At 71.4% G+C, this 18870-nt stretch carries 16 protein-coding genes; 11 read left to right on the top strand and 5 right to left on the bottom strand.

The window, feature by feature from the left end:
• Window positions 1–3: 3 nt before the first annotated feature.
• Together POL72_RS48125 and POL72_RS48130 are read left to right on the top strand one after the other, a co-directional pair.
• Window positions 4–600, top strand: coding sequence for a TIGR00725 family protein (locus POL72_RS48125; protein WP_272103949.1), 597 nt, complete (start codon window positions 4–6; stop codon window positions 598–600).
• Window positions 601–663: 63 nt separating this feature from the next.
• Window positions 664–2442 carry a serine/threonine protein kinase gene (locus POL72_RS48130; RefSeq protein ID WP_272103951.1) on the top strand — a complete coding sequence of 593 codons (1779 nt, stop codon included), beginning with the start codon at window positions 664–666 and terminating at the stop codon, window positions 2440–2442.
• Between the two features lie 125 nt (window positions 2443–2567).
• Here the strand turns inward: POL72_RS48130 and POL72_RS48135 are convergent, their stop codons facing one another.
• Window positions 2568–3347, bottom strand: coding sequence for a nucleotidyltransferase domain-containing protein (locus tag POL72_RS48135; RefSeq protein WP_272103952.1), 780 nt, complete (start codon window positions 3345–3347; stop codon window positions 2568–2570).
• Window positions 3344–4666 (bottom strand): DNA polymerase beta superfamily protein, encoded by a 1323-nt coding sequence (locus tag POL72_RS48140; protein ID WP_272103953.1) that lies wholly within the window; start codon window positions 4664–4666, stop codon window positions 3344–3346. The genes POL72_RS48135 and POL72_RS48140 overlap by 4 nt, the downstream gene beginning before the upstream one ends.
• Window positions 4667–5023: 357 nt before the next feature.
• On the opposite strand from POL72_RS48140, the gene POL72_RS48145 reads away from it, so the two are divergent.
• The gene (locus POL72_RS48145) at window positions 5024–5944 is read left to right on the top strand and encodes a transposase (protein WP_272104539.1); all 921 of its coding nucleotides are present in this window, start codon (window positions 5024–5026) and stop codon (window positions 5942–5944) included.
• 420 nt (window positions 5945–6364) lie between these two features.
• Here the strand turns inward: POL72_RS48145 and POL72_RS48150 are convergent, their stop codons facing one another.
• Window positions 6365–7900 carry a hypothetical protein gene (locus POL72_RS48150; RefSeq protein WP_272103954.1) on the bottom strand — a complete coding sequence of 512 codons (1536 nt, stop codon included), beginning with the start codon at window positions 7898–7900 and terminating at the stop codon, window positions 6365–6367.
• A 398-nt stretch (window positions 7901–8298) separates the two neighbouring features.
• A complete protein-coding gene (locus tag POL72_RS48155; protein ID WP_272103956.1) occupies window positions 8299–9192 on the bottom strand; it encodes an SDR family oxidoreductase in 894 nt (297 codons plus the stop codon).
• Window positions 9193–9282: 90 nt separating this feature from the next.
• Between POL72_RS48155 and POL72_RS48160 the strand changes: the two genes are divergently transcribed.
• The 4 genes from POL72_RS48160 to POL72_RS48175 all read left to right on the top strand — a co-directional run bounded on the left by POL72_RS48160 (window position 9283) and on the right by POL72_RS48175 (window position 12592).
• Entirely contained in the window at window positions 9283–10203 is a 921-nt protein-coding gene (locus tag POL72_RS48160) for a LysR family transcriptional regulator (protein WP_272103957.1), read from the top strand.
• Between the two features lie 433 nt (window positions 10204–10636).
• Window positions 10637–11281, top strand: coding sequence for a DUF2267 domain-containing protein (locus POL72_RS48165; RefSeq protein ID WP_272103959.1), 645 nt, complete (start codon window positions 10637–10639; stop codon window positions 11279–11281).
• Between the two features lie 250 nt (window positions 11282–11531).
• Window positions 11532–11831 carry a hypothetical protein gene (locus tag POL72_RS48170; RefSeq protein WP_272103960.1) on the top strand — a complete coding sequence of 100 codons (300 nt, stop codon included), beginning with the start codon at window positions 11532–11534 and terminating at the stop codon, window positions 11829–11831.
• Between the two features lie 32 nt (window positions 11832–11863).
• Window positions 11864–12592, top strand: coding sequence for a phytanoyl-CoA dioxygenase family protein (locus tag POL72_RS48175; RefSeq protein ID WP_272103961.1), 729 nt, complete (start codon window positions 11864–11866; stop codon window positions 12590–12592).
• A gap of 123 nt (window positions 12593–12715) precedes the next feature.
• Here the strand turns inward: POL72_RS48175 and POL72_RS48180 are convergent, their stop codons facing one another.
• Window positions 12716–13702, bottom strand: coding sequence for a hypothetical protein (locus POL72_RS48180; protein ID WP_272103962.1), 987 nt, complete (start codon window positions 13700–13702; stop codon window positions 12716–12718).
• A 49-nt stretch (window positions 13703–13751) separates the two neighbouring features.
• Between POL72_RS48180 and POL72_RS48185 the strand changes: the two genes are divergently transcribed.
• The 4 genes from POL72_RS48185 to POL72_RS48200 all read left to right on the top strand — a co-directional run bounded on the left by POL72_RS48185 (window position 13752) and on the right by POL72_RS48200 (window position 18857).
• Window positions 13752–16502: a Rossmann-fold NAD(P)-binding domain-containing protein gene (locus tag POL72_RS48185; RefSeq protein WP_272103964.1), complete on the top strand. Its 2751-nt coding sequence runs from the start codon at window positions 13752–13754 to the stop codon at window positions 16500–16502.
• A 79-nt stretch (window positions 16503–16581) separates the two neighbouring features.
• Window positions 16582–17454 (top strand): DNA-formamidopyrimidine glycosylase family protein, encoded by an 873-nt coding sequence (locus POL72_RS48190; protein WP_272103966.1) that lies wholly within the window; start codon window positions 16582–16584, stop codon window positions 17452–17454.
• Window positions 17455–17994: 540 nt separating this feature from the next.
• Window positions 17995–18285 (top strand): hypothetical protein, encoded by a 291-nt coding sequence (locus tag POL72_RS48195; RefSeq protein ID WP_272103968.1) that lies wholly within the window; start codon window positions 17995–17997, stop codon window positions 18283–18285.
• Between the two features lie 65 nt (window positions 18286–18350).
• A complete protein-coding gene (locus POL72_RS48200) occupies window positions 18351–18857 on the top strand; it encodes a LamG domain-containing protein (protein ID WP_272103969.1) in 507 nt (168 codons plus the stop codon).
• Window positions 18858–18870: the final 13 nt, after the last annotated feature.

The raw sequence follows: 18870 nt of genomic DNA on the forward strand, positions 1-18870 counted from the left end.
GTGATGGACGACGATCGGGACGAGCGAGAAGACGAGGACACGAAGCGGGACATCGCGCCCTACGTGCCGCGCCGCCCCGTGATGGCGGTCATCGGCAACGGCCTCGCGGTGGACGCGGCGACCGAGGTTGTGTGCGTCGAGCTCGGGCGGCGCGCCGTGGAGGCGGGGTTCCGGCTGGTCACCGGGGGGCTGGGGGGCGTCATGGCGGCCGTGTCGCGCGGCGGGCGCGCGGCGGCGACGTGGCGTGACGGCGATATCCTGGGGATCCTGCCAGGGTACGAGGCGTCGGCGGCCAACCCGTACGTGGACATCGTCGTCCCGACCGGCATGCAGATCGGGCGCAACATCCTGGTCGTCGCCGCGGCCGACGTGGTCGTGGTCGTCGGCGGAGGCGCGGGCACGCTGAGCGAGGTCGCCGTCGCCTGGCAGCTCGGCAAGCCGCTGCTCGCGCTCGCGACGAGCGGCGGCTGGGCGAGGCAGCTCGCCGGGGGGCGCGTGGACGACCGGCGCTCGGATCGGATCGTGTCGGCCGCGAGCGCGGAAGAGGCGGTGGCGACGGCGTGGGAGATGGCGGGCCGCGGCCGCGGCCGGGGGGCGTGACAGGGCGCCGCGCGGCGTCCGCGGGAGCCGGCCGCGAGGCCACCCGTGCTAGCCTCCGCGCCGATGTCGGAAGCGGAAGAGGAGGAGATCCAGCGGCTGAAAGCCCGCGTCGGGACGACCCTCCACGGAAAATGGCGGATTGACGCGCTGATCGGGGCGGGGGGGATGGCGGCCGTCTACGCGGCCACGCATCACGTGGGGCACCGCGTGGCCATCAAGATCCTGCACCCGGAGGGCGCGGTGTCTCGCGAGCTCCGCGCCCGCTTCGAGCAGGAGGCGCTCGCCGCCGCGCGGCTCGGGCACCCGGCCGCGGTGCAGGTCCACGACATCGACGTGACCGAGCGGGGAGAGCCGTTCCTTGTCATGGAGCTGCTCGACGGAGAGAGCCTCCGCGAGCGCGTGTTGCGGCTCGGTACGATCTCATTGACCGAGCTCCTGGCCCACATGGACACGCTGCTCGAGGTCATCAAGGCGGCGCACGACGCCGGGATCGTCCATCGGGACATCAAGCCGGACAACCTGTTCGTGACCCGCGATGGGCGGCTCAAGGTGCTCGATTTCGGGATCGCGCGCATGAAGCAGGGCGGCTCGGGGCTGAAGACGCGGACGGGCGCGGTGCTGGGCACGACAAGCTACATGGCGCCCGAGCAGATCCTGGGGAGGAACGTGGACGGGCGGGCCGACCTCTACGCGGTGGGCGCGACGATGTTCACCGTCCTCGCGAACCGTCGAGTCCACGACGACGACGGGCTCACCGAGGGAGAGCTCCTCGTGAAGAGGGGCACGACGCCGGCTCCTTCGCTGTTGACGGTGGCGCCGGGCGTGGATCCGCGGGTCGCGCGCGTCGTGGACCGGGCGCTCGCCTTTCAGGTCGAGCGGCGCTACCCGGACGCGCAAACGATGCTCGCCGACGTGCGCGCCCTGCGCCGGGGCGAGGAGCCTCCCTTCGCGACGGGGGAGCAGGCCAGGATGGACGAGCGCACGCGCGCGTACGGCCGGGCCATCCCCGACGGGCCGCCGGCGGGGGCGCATTATCCGAGCGCGAGCCCGCCGGCCGGGGTGATGCCGGCGGCGGTGGCTGCCTCGACGGGGGCTCCTCCGGGCCAGCCTTATTCGGGGGCGGCGGGGGCGGGGGCAGCGCCCCGGGGGCGGGGGCAGCGCGCACCGGGAGCGACGCAGATCGCGGTCGTCGGCGGGGTGGCGGTGCTGCTCTTCTGCGTGGGAGTCGGGATGGTGCTGCTGCTGTGGCCCTCCCGCGACCCGGGCGCCGGCGACGCTGGCGACAGCGGCGCGCCGGTGTCGCTCCAGGATGTCGCGCAGGCCCGGAGCGCTGCGGTGCTCGCGGTCGACCCCGCCGGCTGTCCGCCGGGCGTGCCTTGCACTTGCCCGGGCGGCAGTCCGGGAAAGGCGCCGGCGAGCTGCCTGCTCACGTGCGGCGACGCGCCCGGCTGCAGGCCGAGCTGCTCCGATCGAGAGAGCTGCGCGAGCCACTGCGCCGGCGACTGCCAGTCTTCCTGTGCGAAAAGCAAGGTGTGCAGCACGACGTGCGCAGACGGCTGCTCCACCGACTGCCGCAACGCGGAGACGTGCCAGGTGACCTGCGGCGCGGGGTGCTCGATCACCTGCGAGGACGTCAACAAGTGCGCTCACGTCGTGGGCGACGGGAGCGTCGTGAGGTGCAATCGGGTCGGAGGGTGCCAGGTGATGTGCATGGGCTCGTGCGCGGTGTCTTGCTCCAATACCGGGGGAGGATGCCCGGTGACCTGCGTTGGGCAGGGGCCCGCGGTGAAGTGCGGCGATGGCCGCAAGGCGTGCGGGGACGGCTGCGCGCTGCCGCGGTGAGATGAGGCTGGCCGGGCGTTCGCCGGGGGACGAGCGTGGGACCGCGGTGAGCCGTCCAGGGGCCGACGCTCGGGCGTGCCCGTGTCCACACGTCGATGTACGTGCCTGCGAGCCCTCGCCGCGCCTCAGAGCCGGGCCTTGCGCAGCGCGAGCAGCCAGTCGTTGAGCTCTCCGTGGTTGGGCGGCTCCTCCGGCAGCACGGCGTGATCGCGGGCCGCCTCGAGGGTCGTGAAGGCCCGGGCGATCTGCTCGGCCCAGCGCTCGGCGACGTCGGGAGCGAGCGGCGCCTGCTCGCCGGCGCGCTTGGCCTCGATCAACTCGCGCGCGGCGCTGAAGCCGTAGAGATCGAGGAGCGTGGTGACATCGGTTACGATCTCGCCCGTCCGGAGGGCGTGGGCGCCGGTCAACGTGGTCCTGAGGACATAGAGGAGCTTCTTCGCCGACGAGCGGCCTCCCGCCTCCCAAGCGCGGAGCTGGCTCGTGGCGAAGCCGATGTAGTGGCGGAAGATCCGGCGCGAGAGCGCGGCGGCGACGAGCGGGCGAAGCGAGGCCAGGTCGGGATCGACGTGGAGCTGGAGGGGGCCGAGGATCCGCTCGATGTAGTTGCCGTTGCCCTGGAGGACTCCGATGAGGACCGGGTGGAGCTCGTTCGAGGTGTAGTCGATCTCGACGCCGTCGATGACCTGCATCCGCTCGGGGCTCGCGTTGCTGCGGTGGAGGCCGAGCAGCTTCTCGGTCGGCTCGACGTGGACCGCCTTGAGGTCGAGGTCGCTGTCCGGCGAGGGGAAGCCGTACGCGTGGGCGCCGCTCAGGGCGATGACGAGGTGCGAACGCTTGGCCTCTTCCTCGGCGATGACGCGCGCCGCGACCTCCTGCTGCTTTGCTTCGAGCACCTGGGGGTTCATCCGTCGTCCTTTCTCTCCTCGTTTCCGGGCGTGGGGGCCGCGTCTCCGCCGTCCCAGGTTGCGTCTCCGTCGTCCCAGGTTGCGACCGGCGCGGGGGGAGCGTCCTTGCCGAGGGGGCCGGGCTCCGTCGCGAGGTGCCGGCGGGCGATCTCCTCGCGGACCCGCCGGAGGAGCACGTCGGCCCGGGGCACGTCGGGGTGCGGCGGCAGCTTGGTGGCGAGTCGCGCAGCCTCGAGGTCGGGCGTCATCGACTCGGCGAGCTCGATGGTGCGATCGAGCGGCCAGGCGCCGCTCTTGATGGCGAGGAGCGTCTCGCGCAGGTCTCCCTGCACCACGAGATCGACCTCGCCGTCGCGCAGCCAGCGGATGGCGGTCGCGATCAGGCGCACCAGGTTGTAGGCGTTCTTGGGGCGGAGGTCGCGGGCGGGATCGAGCGAGGCCCTGCCCGCGCGCGCGAAGGCCACGAGCGAGGCGAAGTCGCGGGCGGGCAGGAGGCCCTGGTCGTGGAGGGAGCGATAGAGCTGCTTGATGTACTCCTTCGCCTGGAGCTCCCGGTCAACCTGGGTCGGCGCGGCGCGCGGGCTGACGGCGGCGAGCTTGCGGGCGACCTCGGCGAGCGCCAGCGAGGGGTCGTCGGCGAGCCACTCGAGCACCCGTTCCCGGTGCTCGGCGAGGCGGTGCGCCTGCGAGAGCCGCTTCAGCTGGGAGAGCGCGTAGCGGCCGAAGCTGCCGTAGATGGCCGAGGAGACGAACGCACCACGCGCCTCGAGGAGCCACGCGCCGATGTCGTCGCGCGCCTCTGCGGTCCGGACGAAGAGCAGCTCGAGGGTGTTGGGGTCGGCGCGCAGGGCCTGGCGGATCGCCTTCTCGATCTCCCAATAGGAGGAGCTGCCGTCGGTGCTCACGAGGTCCCTGGGCGGCTCGGCGAGGCCTGTGGTCCAGGGGAAGGGGAGAGCGAAGACGCCGCGCCTGTCGGTGTCGGAGCCCTCGTTCGCGAGCCCCCACGCGCGCGAGCCCACGACGGCCTCGAGGACCACGGTGGGCCGGAGGGCGTCCCAGGCGGCGCTCCGCCGCTCGGCATGCCGCACCTGGCCGGCCTTACGCGGGACGAGCTCGTCGCGGTTGTAGCGGACCACGCCGACGCCGACGAGCATGACGTCGAGCTCCGCGCCGGCCGAGCCGACGACACGCCCGATGGCGCCCTGCGGGACACGTCGATCGCCGAGGAGGCGGTCGACCCGGGTTGTCACCTCGGTGCCATGGGGCAGAGGGACGGCGAGCGGGTCGAGGTGGGTGAGGCCGCGCAGGCGGAGCTCCATGAGCGGACGCTATCATGACGAGGGCCCGACCCAGGTTGGGGGCGACCGACCGACCGACGGATCCGAGGTTGGGGGCGACCGACCGACCGACGGATCCGACCCCGATGGATCCGACCAAGGTAGGGGCGACCGGCGAGCTCACCGGGTCCGACCCAGAATGGCGGTGGGTCAGGTTGGCAGACCGAGGTTGGCATCCCCACCTGCATGGGACTAACAGCAACCCAGGTCAGGCTGGAGTAGGCAACGGCTCCAGCTCAGGTGGCGGACCGCCAGGCGGCCGCCACCCACGAAGCTTGGTCGAGCAGCGAAATGATTGACGAAAACCCGTGGCACAAAGCTTGTCATGGTGCACCTGTCATGAGCCAGCCCCGCGAGATCGCTGCCGGAGCCACCTACCTCATCACCCGTCGCGTCCTGCGCCGGCACCTGCTCTTCCGCCCGGACGCGGCAATCACCCGGCTCCTCGTCTACGTCCTCGCGGTGTCGACCCGCCGTTACGGCATCGAGGTCCATGCGCTCTGCGCCATGTCAACGCATCTGCACCTGGTCGTGACAGACACGAGGGGCGTCCTGCCGCGGTTCTTGCAATTCTTCCATCGCATCGTCGCGCTCGGCACGAAGGTGCTTCGCGGGTGGGAAGGCCCCGTGTGGGACCACGAGGCCACGAGCGTGGTGCGGCTGCTGACGCGCGCGGCGGTGGTGGAGAAGATTGCTTACGTCATGGCGAATCCCGTCGCCGCTGGCCTGGTGCAGCATGCTCGCGAGTGGCCAGGCGCCAAGGTGGATGTGGACGAGCTCGGTCGCGGCGTGCTGCGCGCGGCACGGCCTTCGGTGTATCTCGACCCGGAAAACCCCCAGTGGCCCGAGGAGGTGACCGTCTCGCTCGCGCTTCCGCCAGCCATCGGGCAGGACAGCGCGGAGAGCTTTCGCCAGGATGTCTCTGCCGAGCTCGAGCGACAGGAAGCGCGGGCCCGCGCGGAGGTGCAGCGACGAGGACTTCGCTTCTTGGGCGCCGAGAGGGCCAGCAGGGTGTCCCCTTACGAGCGCGTGACGAGCTTCGAGCCGCTGCGCGACGGCAATCCGACGTTTGCGGTTGGTCGCAATCAGGGGGACGCGTGGCGAATCGCAGGTGCCGCTGTGCGTGCGTTTCGCGCGTCGTACCGTGCGGCACTCGAACGATGGTGTGCCGGCGTGCGCAGCGCTGTATTCCCCGCGGGGACGTGGTGGATGCGCACGTTTCACGGCGCCAGCGTGGCCGACGTCGTGCTCACGGTGTAGAGCCTTAGCAGCGGCGCGGCAGGGAGGCGGGCAGGACGGGCAAGGGCATCCGCGCCTTGTCGTGGGGCGCGTCCGTCTGGGGCCGGCGGTGCAGCTGGCAGATCGTTGTGCGGTGGTGTACGCAATGGGATGTGCAGGGGCGATGTCGTCCCGAATGCGTAGGAGCGGGTCCGGAGGGGTTGCGATCGGCGTTATGTGAACGAGCGGGAAATTTCGTGCCGGAAGACGAGCGTAGCGAATAGCCCAGCTTGGCATCAAGCTTGTCTAGCCGGGGATCGAGCGTGCCGTGAGATAGCGTTCCGCTCAGCTGAAACTGCGACGGTGCCGCAGCTCAACCCCGGTCCGGCGGGTTGGGTAGGGCCGCAACCTGGGTCGGATCGGGTCGCCGCGCCAGGTCGCCTCAACCTGGGTCGGTCGCCGTCACCGCTCGACCAGCAGCACCGGGCTGCCCGAGAGGGCGAGCGTCACCTTGCCGCCGCTCGCGTCGGCGGAGGTCTTCGCGCCGTCCCATGCATGGACCTCGAACCCCGTTGCCGTCGCTAGCTCGGCGCTCGCGGACGCCTCCTCCGTGCTGCTCGCCGTCACGGCCCAGAGGGCGATCCGGCGCTTGCCGTCCTTCGTGAACACGGCGCCCCGAGCGCCCCCCGGCAGCGCGAGTTCCCTTGTCGTACGGTCATCGTAGGACGCGCCGAAGAGCACCTCGTTGAGGGTGGTGTACGCCTTGCCGAGGTCGGTCTTGGTCGCCTGATCCACGCTGGCGAGGGCGCCGACATCGTTGTAGAGCCCCATGTGCGCGAACACGTCGTCGCTCCCGTCCTCGCCGTTCGATAGAATGAACCAGTCGACGCCGCCGATGCCGTGCGCCTGCGCCATGATCATCATCTTGATGAGGTAATTCCGCGCGTACTCCGGGCTCCCCACCTCCGGGTACTCCGGCGTCGGAGCGAGCGGCGCGCCGTTCTCCGAGACATTCCACCTCTGCACTTCCGCCCCACCGTCGGCGAGCGTCGCGGCGAACGCATCTTTCGACGCGAGGAAATCGTCGACGGACGCATCCGAGCTCTTCGGGCTGAAGATCGGGTAATAGTGAAAATCGAGCACGTCGATGTAGGCGCCGCCCTTCTCCGGGTAATCTGGCGTGACCGCGCCGCCGTCGGGGTTGTCGGTGTAGCGCAGGATCGCCGAGAGGAACGAGGGGTATCCGATGCCCCCCGTCGCGATCCGCGCATCCGGATCTGCCTTGCGCGCGGCCTCCTTCGTGACGCGCAGCATTCGTATATAATCAAATATGGATCCGTTGAACCGGGGGAGATCGGCGGCCTTCGGCGGTTCGGTCTTCCATGTCTCGGTGACGCGCCAGTCGGCCACCCAATCGGGCTCGTTCCATACGTGCCACAGCTTGACCCAGGGCTTGTAGGTGTCGACGGTCCGATACACGTAAGAGGCCCACGCGTTGCCCTGATTCACCGTTCCGTCGGCCGAGAAGATCGGCTCGTAGAGGCTCTTTGGGGTATAGTACTCGTTCTGCCAGTCCTCCGCGTCGGCCGGCGCCACCGTCAGATCGACCGACTCGGAGCCGATGAGAAATCCGATGTGATCCCCCATGCCCAGGGACGCATATGATTGAATGTCCCCGACCTCGATCTCATATCCCCACCTCGCAAAATGGGCGGCGGGCAGCTTGATGCGGAGGCTGCGGGCCCCCGCGAGCGCTGCGAGCGTGGCCTCCTTGTCGTCGCCCCAGTCCGCGTTGCGATGGCCGAGGTTGGCGCCATAGCGAAATGCGGGAGGGAGCCCGCCATTTCCGCCGTTCCCGCCGCTTCCTCCGTCCCCCCCGCTTCCGCCTTCCCCGGAGCTGATGCCGCCGCCGCCCGACGAGTCGTATCCCGGCGAGTCGTCCCCCGAACCACATGCAACGACAGCTGAAGCGCACAGCAGAACGGACCATCGACGCATGAACATTCCTCCTCCAGGCAGATCCCGGGAGGCCAGCGTAAGGGAGTTTCGCGTCCAATTTCAGGAAATTTGCGAATCAGATTGCGCTGCGCTCACCCTGGGGTCGTTCGCCCGTTCGGCAGCGACGGGCACGCCGAGGCCGAGGAGGCGCTCTCGCTGCCGGTCTCAGGGGGCGAGGCGCAAGAGCGCGAGGTGCTCGCCCGTCCGGCTCGCGCCGCGGCGTAGGTCGGCGATCCTGGCTGACGCAAGCGCGTCTCCCACCAAGCGCGCAGCGCATCGGTGACGCTTTGCTCGATCGCGCAGGAGGTTGCGCGTGCTTGCCTTCTGGCTCGCTCCTCGGAATGGCTGGGGTGAACGAGCCTGTCGTCTACACGCTCGCCATCGGTGTTCCCGCCTGATCAGGCCTCGACCGGCGCGAGCAGCGCTGCCCGGTGGCGCGCGAGGTAGCTCCGCACGTCCTCCGCGGGCTTGCCGGTGAGCTCCTCCACCGCCCTCGTGGTCACATCCAGCGTTCCGCGGGCGATCGCCTCGTCGAAGGAGGTGAGCAGCGTGGCCATAGCCGCGGGGATCCCGGCCTTCTGCATGCCTTGCTCCAGCGCGTCACCCGGCACGGGGACGTAGTCGATCGACTTGCCTGTGACGGCCGAGGCGATCTGCGCGAGCTCGCGCTGGGACACGGCCGCAGGTCCAGTGATATCGAGCACGCGCTTGCCGTCGAAATCGGCGGCCAACGCCGCGGCCGCGGCGCGGGCGCAGTCCTCGCGCGTCACATACCCGGCCTTGCCGTCGCCGGCCGCAGCGACGAGCTGGCCCGTCGCCAGCGCGCGCCTCAGCGAGGCCACGAGGAAGTCCGTATAGAGGTTGTTGCGCAGGACGGTCGCGCCGAGCCCGCTCTCCGCGAGGGCGTCCTCGGTGGCCTGGTGGTCGGGCGCGATCGTGATCGGCGAGCCCGGCCCGGGGTTGGTCAGCGACGTGTAGACCACGTGCCGCACACCCGCCTTCGCGGCGGCCTCGAGCGCGCTCCGGTGCTGCGCGATGCGCCGGCCCGGGCGGTCCAGCGCGTCGGTGCTGATGAGCAAGAGACGCGCCGCTCCCGCGAACGCCTCCGCGAGCGAGGCGGGAGCATCGAAGTCTGCGCGCCGCACCTCGACGCCGCGGGCGCGGAGCTCGCCGAGCTTCTCCGGGTGCCGGGTCGTGACGAGGAGCGGCCCTGCGCCCTGCGCGAGCAAGAGATCGACGACGCGCCGCCCGAGCTGGCCGTTGGCGCCGGTGACGAGGAGAGTCTGAGACATGATGAGAGCTCCCTGTGACGAGGTTGAGCGGATGTTTGCCTCTGTCTCGAATCTGGTGCAACACACAGATTTTGGCTACTGTGTGCCGAAATGGGAACAATGGATCTGAACCACCTCTCCGTCTTCGCGGCGGTCGCCGAGACGGCGAGCTTCACGGAGGCGGCGCGCCGGCTCGGGGTGCCCAAGTCGACGGTCAGCCGGGGCGTCGCGTCGCTGGAGGCTTCGCTCGGCGTGCGTCTCTTGCAGCGGACGACGCGCAGCGTGGCGCTGACGACGGCCGGGCAGGCGCTGGTGGACCGCCTCGGCTCGCGGCTCAAGGCGCTGACGGAGGCGATCGAGGGGCTCCCGGAGCTCGAGGACGAGCCGTCGGGCACGCTGCGGCTCACGGCGACGGCGGACTTCGCAACCGAGGTGCTGGCGGAGATCCTCGCCGCCTTCTGCCGCCGCTACCCGCGCATCACGGTCGAGATGCACCTGTCGACGCAGCCGGTGGATCTGGTGAAAGAGGGGTACGACGTTGCGTTCCGGTTCTTCGCGAAGAAGCCGCGAGACTCGACGCTGGTCGCGCGCAAGGTGGGCGAGCTGCACCTGCAATTCTACGCCTCGCCCGCGTACCTGGCCGCGCGGGGGACGCCGAGGACGCTGGACGATCTCGCGGGGCACGATTGCGTGGCGCTCATCAAGACGAGCCCGTTCGGGCGAGACGAGGTGTCGCGCGCCCGCGCGCGGCTTCGTGTCCGGTGGCTCGCGAACGACGGGTTCTTCGCGCGCGAGGTGGTGCGCAACGGCGGTGGGATCGGCCTGCTCCCGACCTTCCTCGTTCAGCAGGACGTGCTCGCTGGAGCGCTCGTCCGCGTGCTGCCGCGCTGGACGGCGCCGACGGGCGGCGTCTTCCTCGTGTTCCCGAGCGGCCAGCACTTGCCGAGGAAGACCGTCGCGCTGCGTGATCACGTGGTCGAGGCGCTGCGGATGCAGCTCAAGGCGCGCGCGGGCCGCGTCGGCGAAGGCTAGCCGTTCCATCGGGGGTGGATCCGGCCGAGCGTCGCCCAGACCATCGTCTCGCTCGGGATCGAGCTTGCTGAGATTACGACACTATCCGACCCACAGGCGGGCCTGAGGCACTGTATCGGGCGCACGCTGCGCGAGGCGACCCGAGGCGGGCGCCCCGACCCAGGTTGAGGTTGCCCGACCCAGGTTGAGGTTGCCGCCCCGACTCAGGTTGAGGTCGCCGGATTGAGGTTGCCGCCCGACCCCGCCGCCCCAGGTTGCCCGACCCAGGTTGAGGTTGCCGCGCCGACTCAGGTTGAGGTCGCCGGATTGAGGTCGCCGCCCGACCCCGCCGCCCCGACCCAGGTTGAGGTCGAACCCAGGTTGAGGTCGCCCGCCCTGCGCACGCGCCTGGCACGGGTCTCGCAATGGACTATCTCCGGAAGGAGGGCCCCGCATGGATTACGACCGCTTCGTCGAGGAGGTGCAGCGCCGCGCCGGCTTCGAGGGCCGCGACGAGGCCGAGCGTGCGATCGCCGTGACAGCACGGACGCTCGGCGAGCGGCTGCTTGCGGAGGAGGCGGCCCCGATCGCCGGTAGGCTGCCGGGTCCGGTCGCCGCAGCAGTGCGGGGCGCCACGTACCAGGGCGATTTCGATCGCGACGAGCTCTACGACCGCATCGCCCGCCGCGAGGGCGCGCCGCGCGGCTTTGGCATGGAGCACGCCCAGGCCGTGTGCCAGGTCATCGGCGAGGCGCTACCCGAGGCCGAGCGCCTGCGGCTCGAGCGGCACCTGCCGGACTGGGCGGACCTCTTCGCGCCTCGCTCGGCCGGAGCGCCCCCGCCGCGGCCGGCGCACGCGGCGTCTCCACCCGAGATCGGCCAGGGCTCGACGCTCGCAACGGGGCGGCCCGGCAGCCGCCACCCCTTGAGCGAGGCGCGCCCCGAGACGGCCCATGCGGAGTCGGTCGCCCGATCGGACGATCCCCACGCGGATACCAGGCTGTCGAGCAGCCCGGGGCTGACGCAGGAGCGCCTCCGAGAGACGCTGGCTGACGGGCGCCCCGGCCCCGAGCACCCCGTCAGCGAGGCGCAGCGCTGAGCAGCGAACCGCAGCGCCGATGGCCCCACCCGGCGCGGACCCTCCGGCGCCTGCTTGACAGCGGCCGTGCTCCCGCGAACACTTCGCCTCACGGGCCTCTCCGAGCCCGGCACCTCGCTCGCCGCCGGCACGGCTCCGCGAGGGGCGAAGAGGGCGCTGCCCTTCGGCGGTCTCCGCTCGTGATGCTGCCGCTCTTCCGTCGGTGCCGGCCGACAAGGACCGATCTCGGCAGATCACCTGGACAGGGCCGATGGGGAACCGCCACCACCACAAGAAGCTGCGCGCCGACGTCCGCGCCAGGATGTCCCGGACCGGCGAGAGCTACCAGAAGGCGCTCGCGCAGATCCTCGACGAGCGTTCCACGCCGAAGGCGGCGCGGAACGTCGATCTCGTGCCGATCGATTACTTCGGCGCGCCCGCCGCGCTCGCGACCTTCGAGATCGCGGGGCGGCTCGCGTGTCTCGTCGTCTCGAGCCGTCATCGCCTGATGCCGTTCCCCCAGAGCCCCCTCGTCGCCCTGGCGATGCGTGGGCCTCGGGCCATCCATTGAGTGATCTCCGCGATCCCGAGTGTCGCGAGGTCATGATGAGCACGTCAACGAGAGATCGAATCAATGCCTTTCGCGCGCAAGGCCTCTTCATCGCGCGCGCTTTCCTCGACATCGCCGAGCGCGCCGAGCTCCGCCGCGCGTGCGACGCCGCGCTCCTCCGCACACGAGCGCTCTCCCGGGAGACCGGTCACTCGACCCCCAGGATATCGCTCCTCACGGACGGCACGACCTGCTTTCAGGACGATCCCTGCGCGCTGGAGCTCATCTCCACGTTCGTCGGCTCCCGGCGCGTCTGCGAGCTGCTCGCCGGCCTCTCGCGTCCGGGAGAGGAAGACACCCCGCGCCTGAAGGACGCGCATTACTACCACGAGCAGACAAGGCGCGACTGGGACGGGGACTGGCACCGAGACAGCCAGTTCGGCCAATCCGATCCAGAGATCGAGCGCGCGATCGTCGCGACGACGACATCGGTCCACTTCAGGGTGGCGCTGGAAGACGACGATCGGCTCGAGATCGTCCCCGGGTCCCACGCCCGCTGGGACACGCCGGACGAGCTCCGGATCCGCAGGGGCGCCGATCGGACCGCGCTGGACATGCCGAACGCCGCGCGCGTCGCCTTGCGCGCCGGAGACGCATGCATCTTCCACGCGTGGTCGATCCACCGCGCGACTTACCGTCGAGCTCCTCCACGTCGCACGATCGACGCCCTTTACACCTTCGCTCGTCCGAGAGTACGTCAGTGGACCCCGCCGGCGACGTGAGGCGCGGCCGTCCGCCGCCCGGCCATCGCGGCGCCCGCCCTCTCGCCTTCTGAGCCCGGACCCGACCTCGGCTCGGGCGGACGTCGCTCGCCCTCGGCCTCGCTTCGCCGCGCCGCCGTCCGGTCACCCGCCGTCGATCTTCTCCGCGAACACCGCCGCGAGCTTCTTCGATCTCCGCCCCATCACGGCCTCCCGCACCCGCTCCACGAGCGGCGCGTCGTGCCGGTGCAGCGCGAGCGCGCTCAGCGCCGCGATCGCGTGCACCTCCGCCCCCTCCTCGACGAGCGCCACGAGCGCGTCGTTCGCCGCGTCCGTGCGCAGCAGCGCCATCCCGAGCAGCACGCTGTCGCGCGGCCAGCGAGCCGCGCCCGCGCGCGCCGCCCCGGCGAGCTCGGCCTGCAAGATCGGCAGCGCCTCGGGCAGGCGCGATTCACCCAGCGCGAGCGCCGCCGCCTCCGCGGCGCCGTCGTCGCCTTGCTGCAGCACCTTCGCAACGAAGCCGAGGTACCGCCCCGGGAGCAGCCGCAGGAGCCCCCTGTAGCAGGCGCCGAGCACGTCCGGCTCCGGATCGCCGGAGAGCGCCTTCACGTGGAGCGCCGCCGCCGCCGCGTCGAGGCCGGAGTTGCCGAGCGCCGCAGCGGCCTCCGCGCGCGTGACCGGCTCGCGATCGGCGAGCAGCGGCGCGACCTCGAGCAGCGCCTCGCGGTGGCCGACGTGGACAAGCGCGTGGGCGCACAGCCCGCGCAGCCCAGCGGCCGTGTCGATCGGCTGCCCGAACGCCGGCTCGAGCTGCACGTGGCGCAGCCCCGCCAGGTAGGTGTCCGGCTCGTGCGCGTCGAACGCGAGCAGCGCCTCGACGATGCGGTTCTTGCCGGAGCAGCCCTTGTCGCTCTTGAGCGGCTCCTCGAGCAGCCGCGGGAACGCCCCCACCAGATCCGGCACGAGCTCCCGCAGCGCGAGGCGCCCCGCCATTGCCGCGGCCTCGCCGACCAGGTACCCGTTCCGGTCCGCGACGAGGCGGCGCAGCTCGGCCGCCGCCTGCGCGGGCGGCGCCTCCGCGAGGGCCGCGATCCTCGCGCGCTTCTCATCGAACGAGCGGGGGGCTGGCACCCGGGGAGCTTACAGCAGCCGCGCGCGAGGTCGCCTATCCTTGCCGCCCATGGCGCCCCGCCTGCCCCTGCTCCACCGCCTCGCCGGCGGGCTGGAGACCCGCCCCGTCAAGGCCGCGATCTCGCTCCTGATCCTCGTCTCGGTCCTGCCCATCCAGGGCCTCGACGAGCAGCTCCGCCCGTATTTCCTGGCGATCTTCGGCGTCGAGCTCCTCTTCCGGGCCGTCCTCCTCCGCCAGCGCGGGGACGGGCGGTCGCGCCTCGACGTGCTCCTCTTCGCCTTCGACATCATCGCGTGGATCAGCTTCCTGCCGCTCGAGCGGATCCTCGACGCGCACGCCGCCCACGCCCTCCCCATGCTGCGGCTCTCGCGGCTCTTCCTGCTCCTGCGCTTCACGCGCGAGATCGCGATCGACCTCTACGCGATCATGACGCGGCGCGAGCTGCTCGAGCAGTTCGGGCTCGTCACGCTGGCCGTCTGGGGGCTCGCGTTCGGCGCCTCCGTGCTGCTCAGCCACCTCGCGATCACGCACGACTACGATGGCAGCGGCCCGACCCCGGACACCACCTTCGTCGACCGGATCTGGTGGTCTTTCCGGCAGATCGAGAGCGCCGACAACCTCGTCGAGAACCTCCGGGTGCACCCCGTCGTGGCCGTCGTCTCGCTCGGCCTCACCATGGTGGGCGTCTTCATCACGTCGTTCATCATCGGCATCGGCGCCAACGTGGTCGATCAGGTCGTGCGCGCGGCGCGGCGGCGGCCGGTCCGCTACGCGGGCCACGCGCTCGTGATCGGCCCGGTGCACGAGGCGGAGATGCTGGTGCAGGAGTTCGTCCGGCTGTACGAGCGCCACCGCGCGCTCCGGAGCATCCGGCTCTCGGAGCTCTGGCAGTGGCTCATCCGCCGCGGGCCCCCGCCGACCCGCCACGCGCTCCCGCGGATGGCGCTCCTCGGCACCGAGGACGACCCGCCTGCCTACCTCTACGCGCCGGGGATGCGCTGGGTGAGCTACCGCCAGGGGGACAGCGCGCAGCCGGAGGCGCTCGAGCTCGTGGGCGCCGCCGAGGCGAAGCGGGCGCTGATCCTCGCGCGGCCCGACGCGGGGCCCGACGCCGACGCCCTGACGGCCATGGCGCTCTCCTCGTTCCGGGCGCAGAACCCGCACGGCCATGTGTTCGTCGAGGTGCAGGAGAGCAAGAACCGCGACCTCATCCAGGCGGTGGGCGGGCCCGGGACACATCCGCTCGACATGCAGCGGTTCCTCGGCTTCTTCCTCTGCCAGCACCTGCTCACGCCGGGCGTGGAGTCCCTCTACACCGACCTCATGACCGCGGACGGCTCGGAGTTCTACACGCACATCTTCCTGGGCGACGAGGCGGCCTGCGCCGTCGGCAAGCTCGGCGAGGCGCCGAAGCACGAGCTCTCGTTCTCGGACATGGCGCGCGCTGCCTACGAGAAGCAGGTGATCCTCGCGGGCGTGTTCCTCGGGAACGAGGCGGCGGTGCCGAAGCGCGAGGAGGGCAAGCTCGTGTCGGTCGAGGGGCTCGTGCCGTGGCTGAATCCGCTGCTCGATCCGCCCGAGGGATCGCCGGCGTGGGCGCTCGGCGCGCGGGCGGGCCGGGTGCCGGCGCAGCGGCTCCGGGGGCTCATCGGCGTATCGGCGACGTATGCGCCGCTCCTGGACTACGGGCGAGAGCTCTACAGGGGGCGGGGGATCGAGCGCGCCGCGGCGTCGGGCGGCGCGACGGCGGCGCAGGCGTGGGCGGCGAAGCTCTCGCTGCACCTCAACGAGATCGAGCGGGTGCTCATCGTCGGGTACAGCGCCGCGCTGCCCTCGCTGCTGCACGCGCTCGCGCGGTTCGTGCCGGGCATCGAGGTGACGCTGGTCCTCGGGGAGCGCGGGGACGAGCGGATGCCGCTCGCCGACCGGCTCGCCTCGCTCGGCGTGACGCCCGGCCCGGGCGGCGCGCCGCCGGGCTCGGACGGGGCGATGCTCTCGCTCCCGCGCGGGGGCAGCGCGACGGTGTACACGCAGCACGGGCACGACCTCGCCTCGCTCGCGGTGCGCTGCGCGGCGCGCGGCGCGCCGCTCTCCGCGGCGGTGTTCCTGAGCGAGCCCGAGGGGCTCGATCGCGACGCGCGCACGGCGATGCGGGTCATCCGGTTCGCGCGGGCGCTGGCGAGCCGGGAGCTCGCGCACGGCAGGGGGCTGCATGTGCTCGCGGAGTTCTCCTCGGTGGCGAAGGGCGAGCACGTCCGGAGCCTCCTTGCCCCCGACAAGTGCGGCTTCGCCGTGCGGGTCAGCCTCGTCAGCACCGAGCGCATCAAGAACTACTTCATGGTCCACAGCGCCTTCGTGCCGGGAGTAACGGCTCTTTACGATGAGCTCCTCGGCGAGGGCGGGCAGGACCTCGTCCGCATCGAGGCGCCGCCGCCCGGCGGGGCGGGGCAGGCGGGCGAGGAGCTCCGCTTCGACGAGATCCGGACGGCGCTCGCGCCCCGGGGCGCGATCCCTATCGCGCTGGAGGTCGAGGAGCCGAAGGAGGACCAGCTCGGGGGCGTGAGCCTCGTCGCGCAGCCGGGCGAGCCCCGGGGCGCGAGCCATGTAACGCAGCCGGGCGAGCGCAGGGTCGTGCACCTGAACCCGGCGCCGGAGAGGGCCTTCAAGACCGCGCGCATCCGCGTCGTGTACGCGCTCGCCCGGCGCGAGGATCTCGTGATCCAGGGCGCGCAGCGGCCGAGGCGGGGCGACGGCGGTGAGGCCGCGCTCGGCGAGGAGTCACCGCGGATCAGCGCCTGATTGCCTCGCCGCCGCGCCTCTTTTTCGCGCCTCGCCCGAAGTCGCGCGATCTTCGCGGCGAGATCTGTATCCTGGAGCCGTGCCCGAGCGCCCGGACCTGGAGTACGTCGTCCCGATCCTCGCGCGCGAGCTCGCCGGCGCGACCGTGTCGGCGGCGCGGGCCGAGAACGCGGTGGTGCTGCACGTCCTGCTCGCGGAGCGCCTCGACGCGCTCTTGCCGGGCGCGGAGATCCGGCGCGTGGCGCGGCGGGCGCACGCCGTGGTCTTCGAGCTCGAAGGGGCGCGCGCGCTCGATCTCGTGATCTCCCCGATGCTGGCAGGGCGGTTCTCGATCACGCGCCCAGGAGAGACGCGGATCCCGACCGATCTCGCGTTCTCGCTGACCCTCGGGGACGGCCGCGAGCTCAGGGTCCGAGACGACGTGCAGATGAGCAAGGTCCACGTGCTCGCGCGGGGCGATTTCGACAAGATCCCCGGGCTCCAGCGCGTCGGCCTCGACGTCCTCGATCCTCGTGTGTTCACGCAGGAGGCGTTCCGCGCCGCCGCGCGCGGGCGGCGCGACCTCGCCAAGGACTTCTTGATGGACGGGACGGCGCTCGACTCCATGGGAGACTCGTACGCCGACGAGGTGCTCTTCGAGGCAAGGATCCACCCGAAGGCGACCGTCCAGAGCCTCTCCGAGGAGGAGACCGACCGCCTGCACACGGCGATCGCTCATGTCCTCGGCGACGCGACCCGGACGATCGCTCGGCGCGCGCCGGCGCTGGACGAGAGGCTGCGCGACTTCCTCAAGGTCCGCGGGCGTCCGGGCCAGCCGTGCCCGCGCTGCGGCGACAAGCTCCGTCGCGCGAGCGTCCACGGGCACGACGCGATCTACTGTCCGGCCTGCCAGCCCGAGGCGCGGAGGACCGCAGCGGGCGATCCGCGCCGCGCCAGGCGGGAGCCGGGCTGAGGCGAGGCCGGCTGCGGCGCCGGCCTGGGCACCTCGCCTGTCGCTGTCACCGCGACACGACGGGTCGACGCGGGAAAGCGCCGTTGCCACGTCGAGCTGCGTCGTGTGGTGTTGCGCTGGCGACCCGGCGCCACAGCGCTTCCGGCAGCGGCTCCGGCGGCGCGAGCCCCGCGCCCTCGGCCCTGCACGGGATGCTCACGCCCTGACAGCCACACTGGTTCTGGCCGCCGTCGGTGATATTTCCCTCTGTGCCGCTCACTCCGCGCCTCTTCTTCGGCGCCTCTGTGGTGCATTTTTCTTCTCACTGCATCGATGCATTTTTCTTCTCACTGCATCGACGTATCGCGCGCCGGCGCAAATCGAACCTTCGTGCGAGACGCGGTGACACCGAGCGGCGTTCTGAGCTACGCTGAGCGCCCCGCAGGAACCGCAGCATGCTTTGCAAATCCCATCTATCTGCACATCGCCTGGCCGGCGTTGCCGTGCTTCTCTTGTCGTTGCCGGGCTGCGCCCTCGAAACGAGAGGCACAGGCGGGTCAGGTGAATTCGAAGCTCAACCCGGAGGACCTGGCGGCGCTCCGGCGGAAGAACCCGGCGGAGCCACCGCAGGACAGCCTGACGGCGCTCCCGTCGAACAGCCGGGCGGCGCTCCCGCCGAACAGCCGGGCGGCGCTCCGGCGGAAGGACCTGGCGGGGATCCGGCAGAAGAACCCGGCGGCCCTCAGGTCGAAGAACCCGGCGGGGATCCGGCAGAAGAACCCGGCGGAACTCAGGGCGAAGAGCCCGGTGGCGCTCCCCGGCCGCTGTGCGGGGCGGCAGAGCCATCGCTGATCGCGTGCTTCGCGTTCGAGGGGAACCCCGACGACGCCTCGCAGCATCACTTCACGCCAGAGAAGGTGCGCAGCCTGGAGTACGTGCCTGGCCGGGCCGGCCAGGCGCTCTCGTTGACGATGGGGAGCAAACTCTACTTCCACCACGACGCCGCGTGGACCGCGTCCGCGATGACCATCGATGTCTGGATCAACCCCGCCTCGCTGCCGGAGAAGCGGCGATACACCGTGATCGACAGCGGCGGGAAGCCTTCGCTCTTCCTGATGCCGGGCGGACAGATCCGCTGCACCATGGGCGTCGAGCGGAACGTGGCTTACCCCATCGTTCCCGGGCAGTGGACGCACATCGCCTGTCTCTCCGATGGCCAGACGCAGAGCCTCTACGTGAACGGCGTCGAGGTCGACAGGAGCCCCTCTGGCCCGGTGATCGCCTCCGGCGAACAGCCCGTCCACATCGGCTCGGACGAGCCGTCGGGGGAAGACGAGTTCAACGGGCTGCTCGACAGCCTCCGCATCTTCGGCCGGACGCTCACGCCCAAGGAGATCTGCGCGGCTGCCGGCGGCGGCTGCTGATCTGGCGCGCACC

Source organism: Sorangium aterium (assembly GCF_028368935.1).
GTDB lineage: Bacteria > Myxococcota_A > Polyangia > Polyangiales > Polyangiaceae > Sorangium > Sorangium atrum.

Excerpts from the sequence above, each read along its gene's own strand:
- POL72_RS48175 (WP_272103961.1), top strand. The coding sequence starts at position 11,864 with ATGATGAGCACGTCAACGAGAGATCGAATCAATGCCTTTCGCGCGCAA.
- POL72_RS48140 (WP_272103953.1), bottom strand. The coding sequence starts at position 4,666 with ATGGAGCTCCGCCTGCGCGGCCTCACCCACCTCGACCCGCTCGCCGTC.
- POL72_RS48185 (WP_272103964.1), top strand. The coding sequence starts at position 13,752 with ATGGCGCCCCGCCTGCCCCTGCTCCACCGCCTCGCCGGCGGGCTGGAG.
- POL72_RS48135 (WP_272103952.1), bottom strand. The coding sequence starts at position 3,347 with ATGAACCCCCAGGTGCTCGAAGCAAAGCAGCAGGAGGTCGCGGCGCGC.
- POL72_RS48150 (WP_272103954.1), bottom strand. The coding sequence starts at position 7,900 with ATGCGTCGATGGTCCGTTCTGCTGTGCGCTTCAGCTGTCGTTGCATGT.
- POL72_RS48165 (WP_272103959.1), top strand. The coding sequence starts at position 10,637 with ATGGATTACGACCGCTTCGTCGAGGAGGTGCAGCGCCGCGCCGGCTTC.
- POL72_RS48130 (WP_272103951.1), top strand. The coding sequence starts at position 664 with ATGTCGGAAGCGGAAGAGGAGGAGATCCAGCGGCTGAAAGCCCGCGTC.
- POL72_RS48155 (WP_272103956.1), bottom strand. The coding sequence starts at position 9,192 with ATGTCTCAGACTCTCCTCGTCACCGGCGCCAACGGCCAGCTCGGGCGG.
- POL72_RS48170 (WP_272103960.1), top strand. The coding sequence starts at position 11,532 with ATGGGGAACCGCCACCACCACAAGAAGCTGCGCGCCGACGTCCGCGCC.
- POL72_RS48125 (WP_272103949.1), top strand. The coding sequence starts at position 4 with ATGGACGACGATCGGGACGAGCGAGAAGACGAGGACACGAAGCGGGAC.
- POL72_RS48160 (WP_272103957.1), top strand. The coding sequence starts at position 9,283 with ATGGGAACAATGGATCTGAACCACCTCTCCGTCTTCGCGGCGGTCGCC.
- POL72_RS48145 (WP_272104539.1), top strand. The coding sequence starts at position 5,024 with ATGAGCCAGCCCCGCGAGATCGCTGCCGGAGCCACCTACCTCATCACC.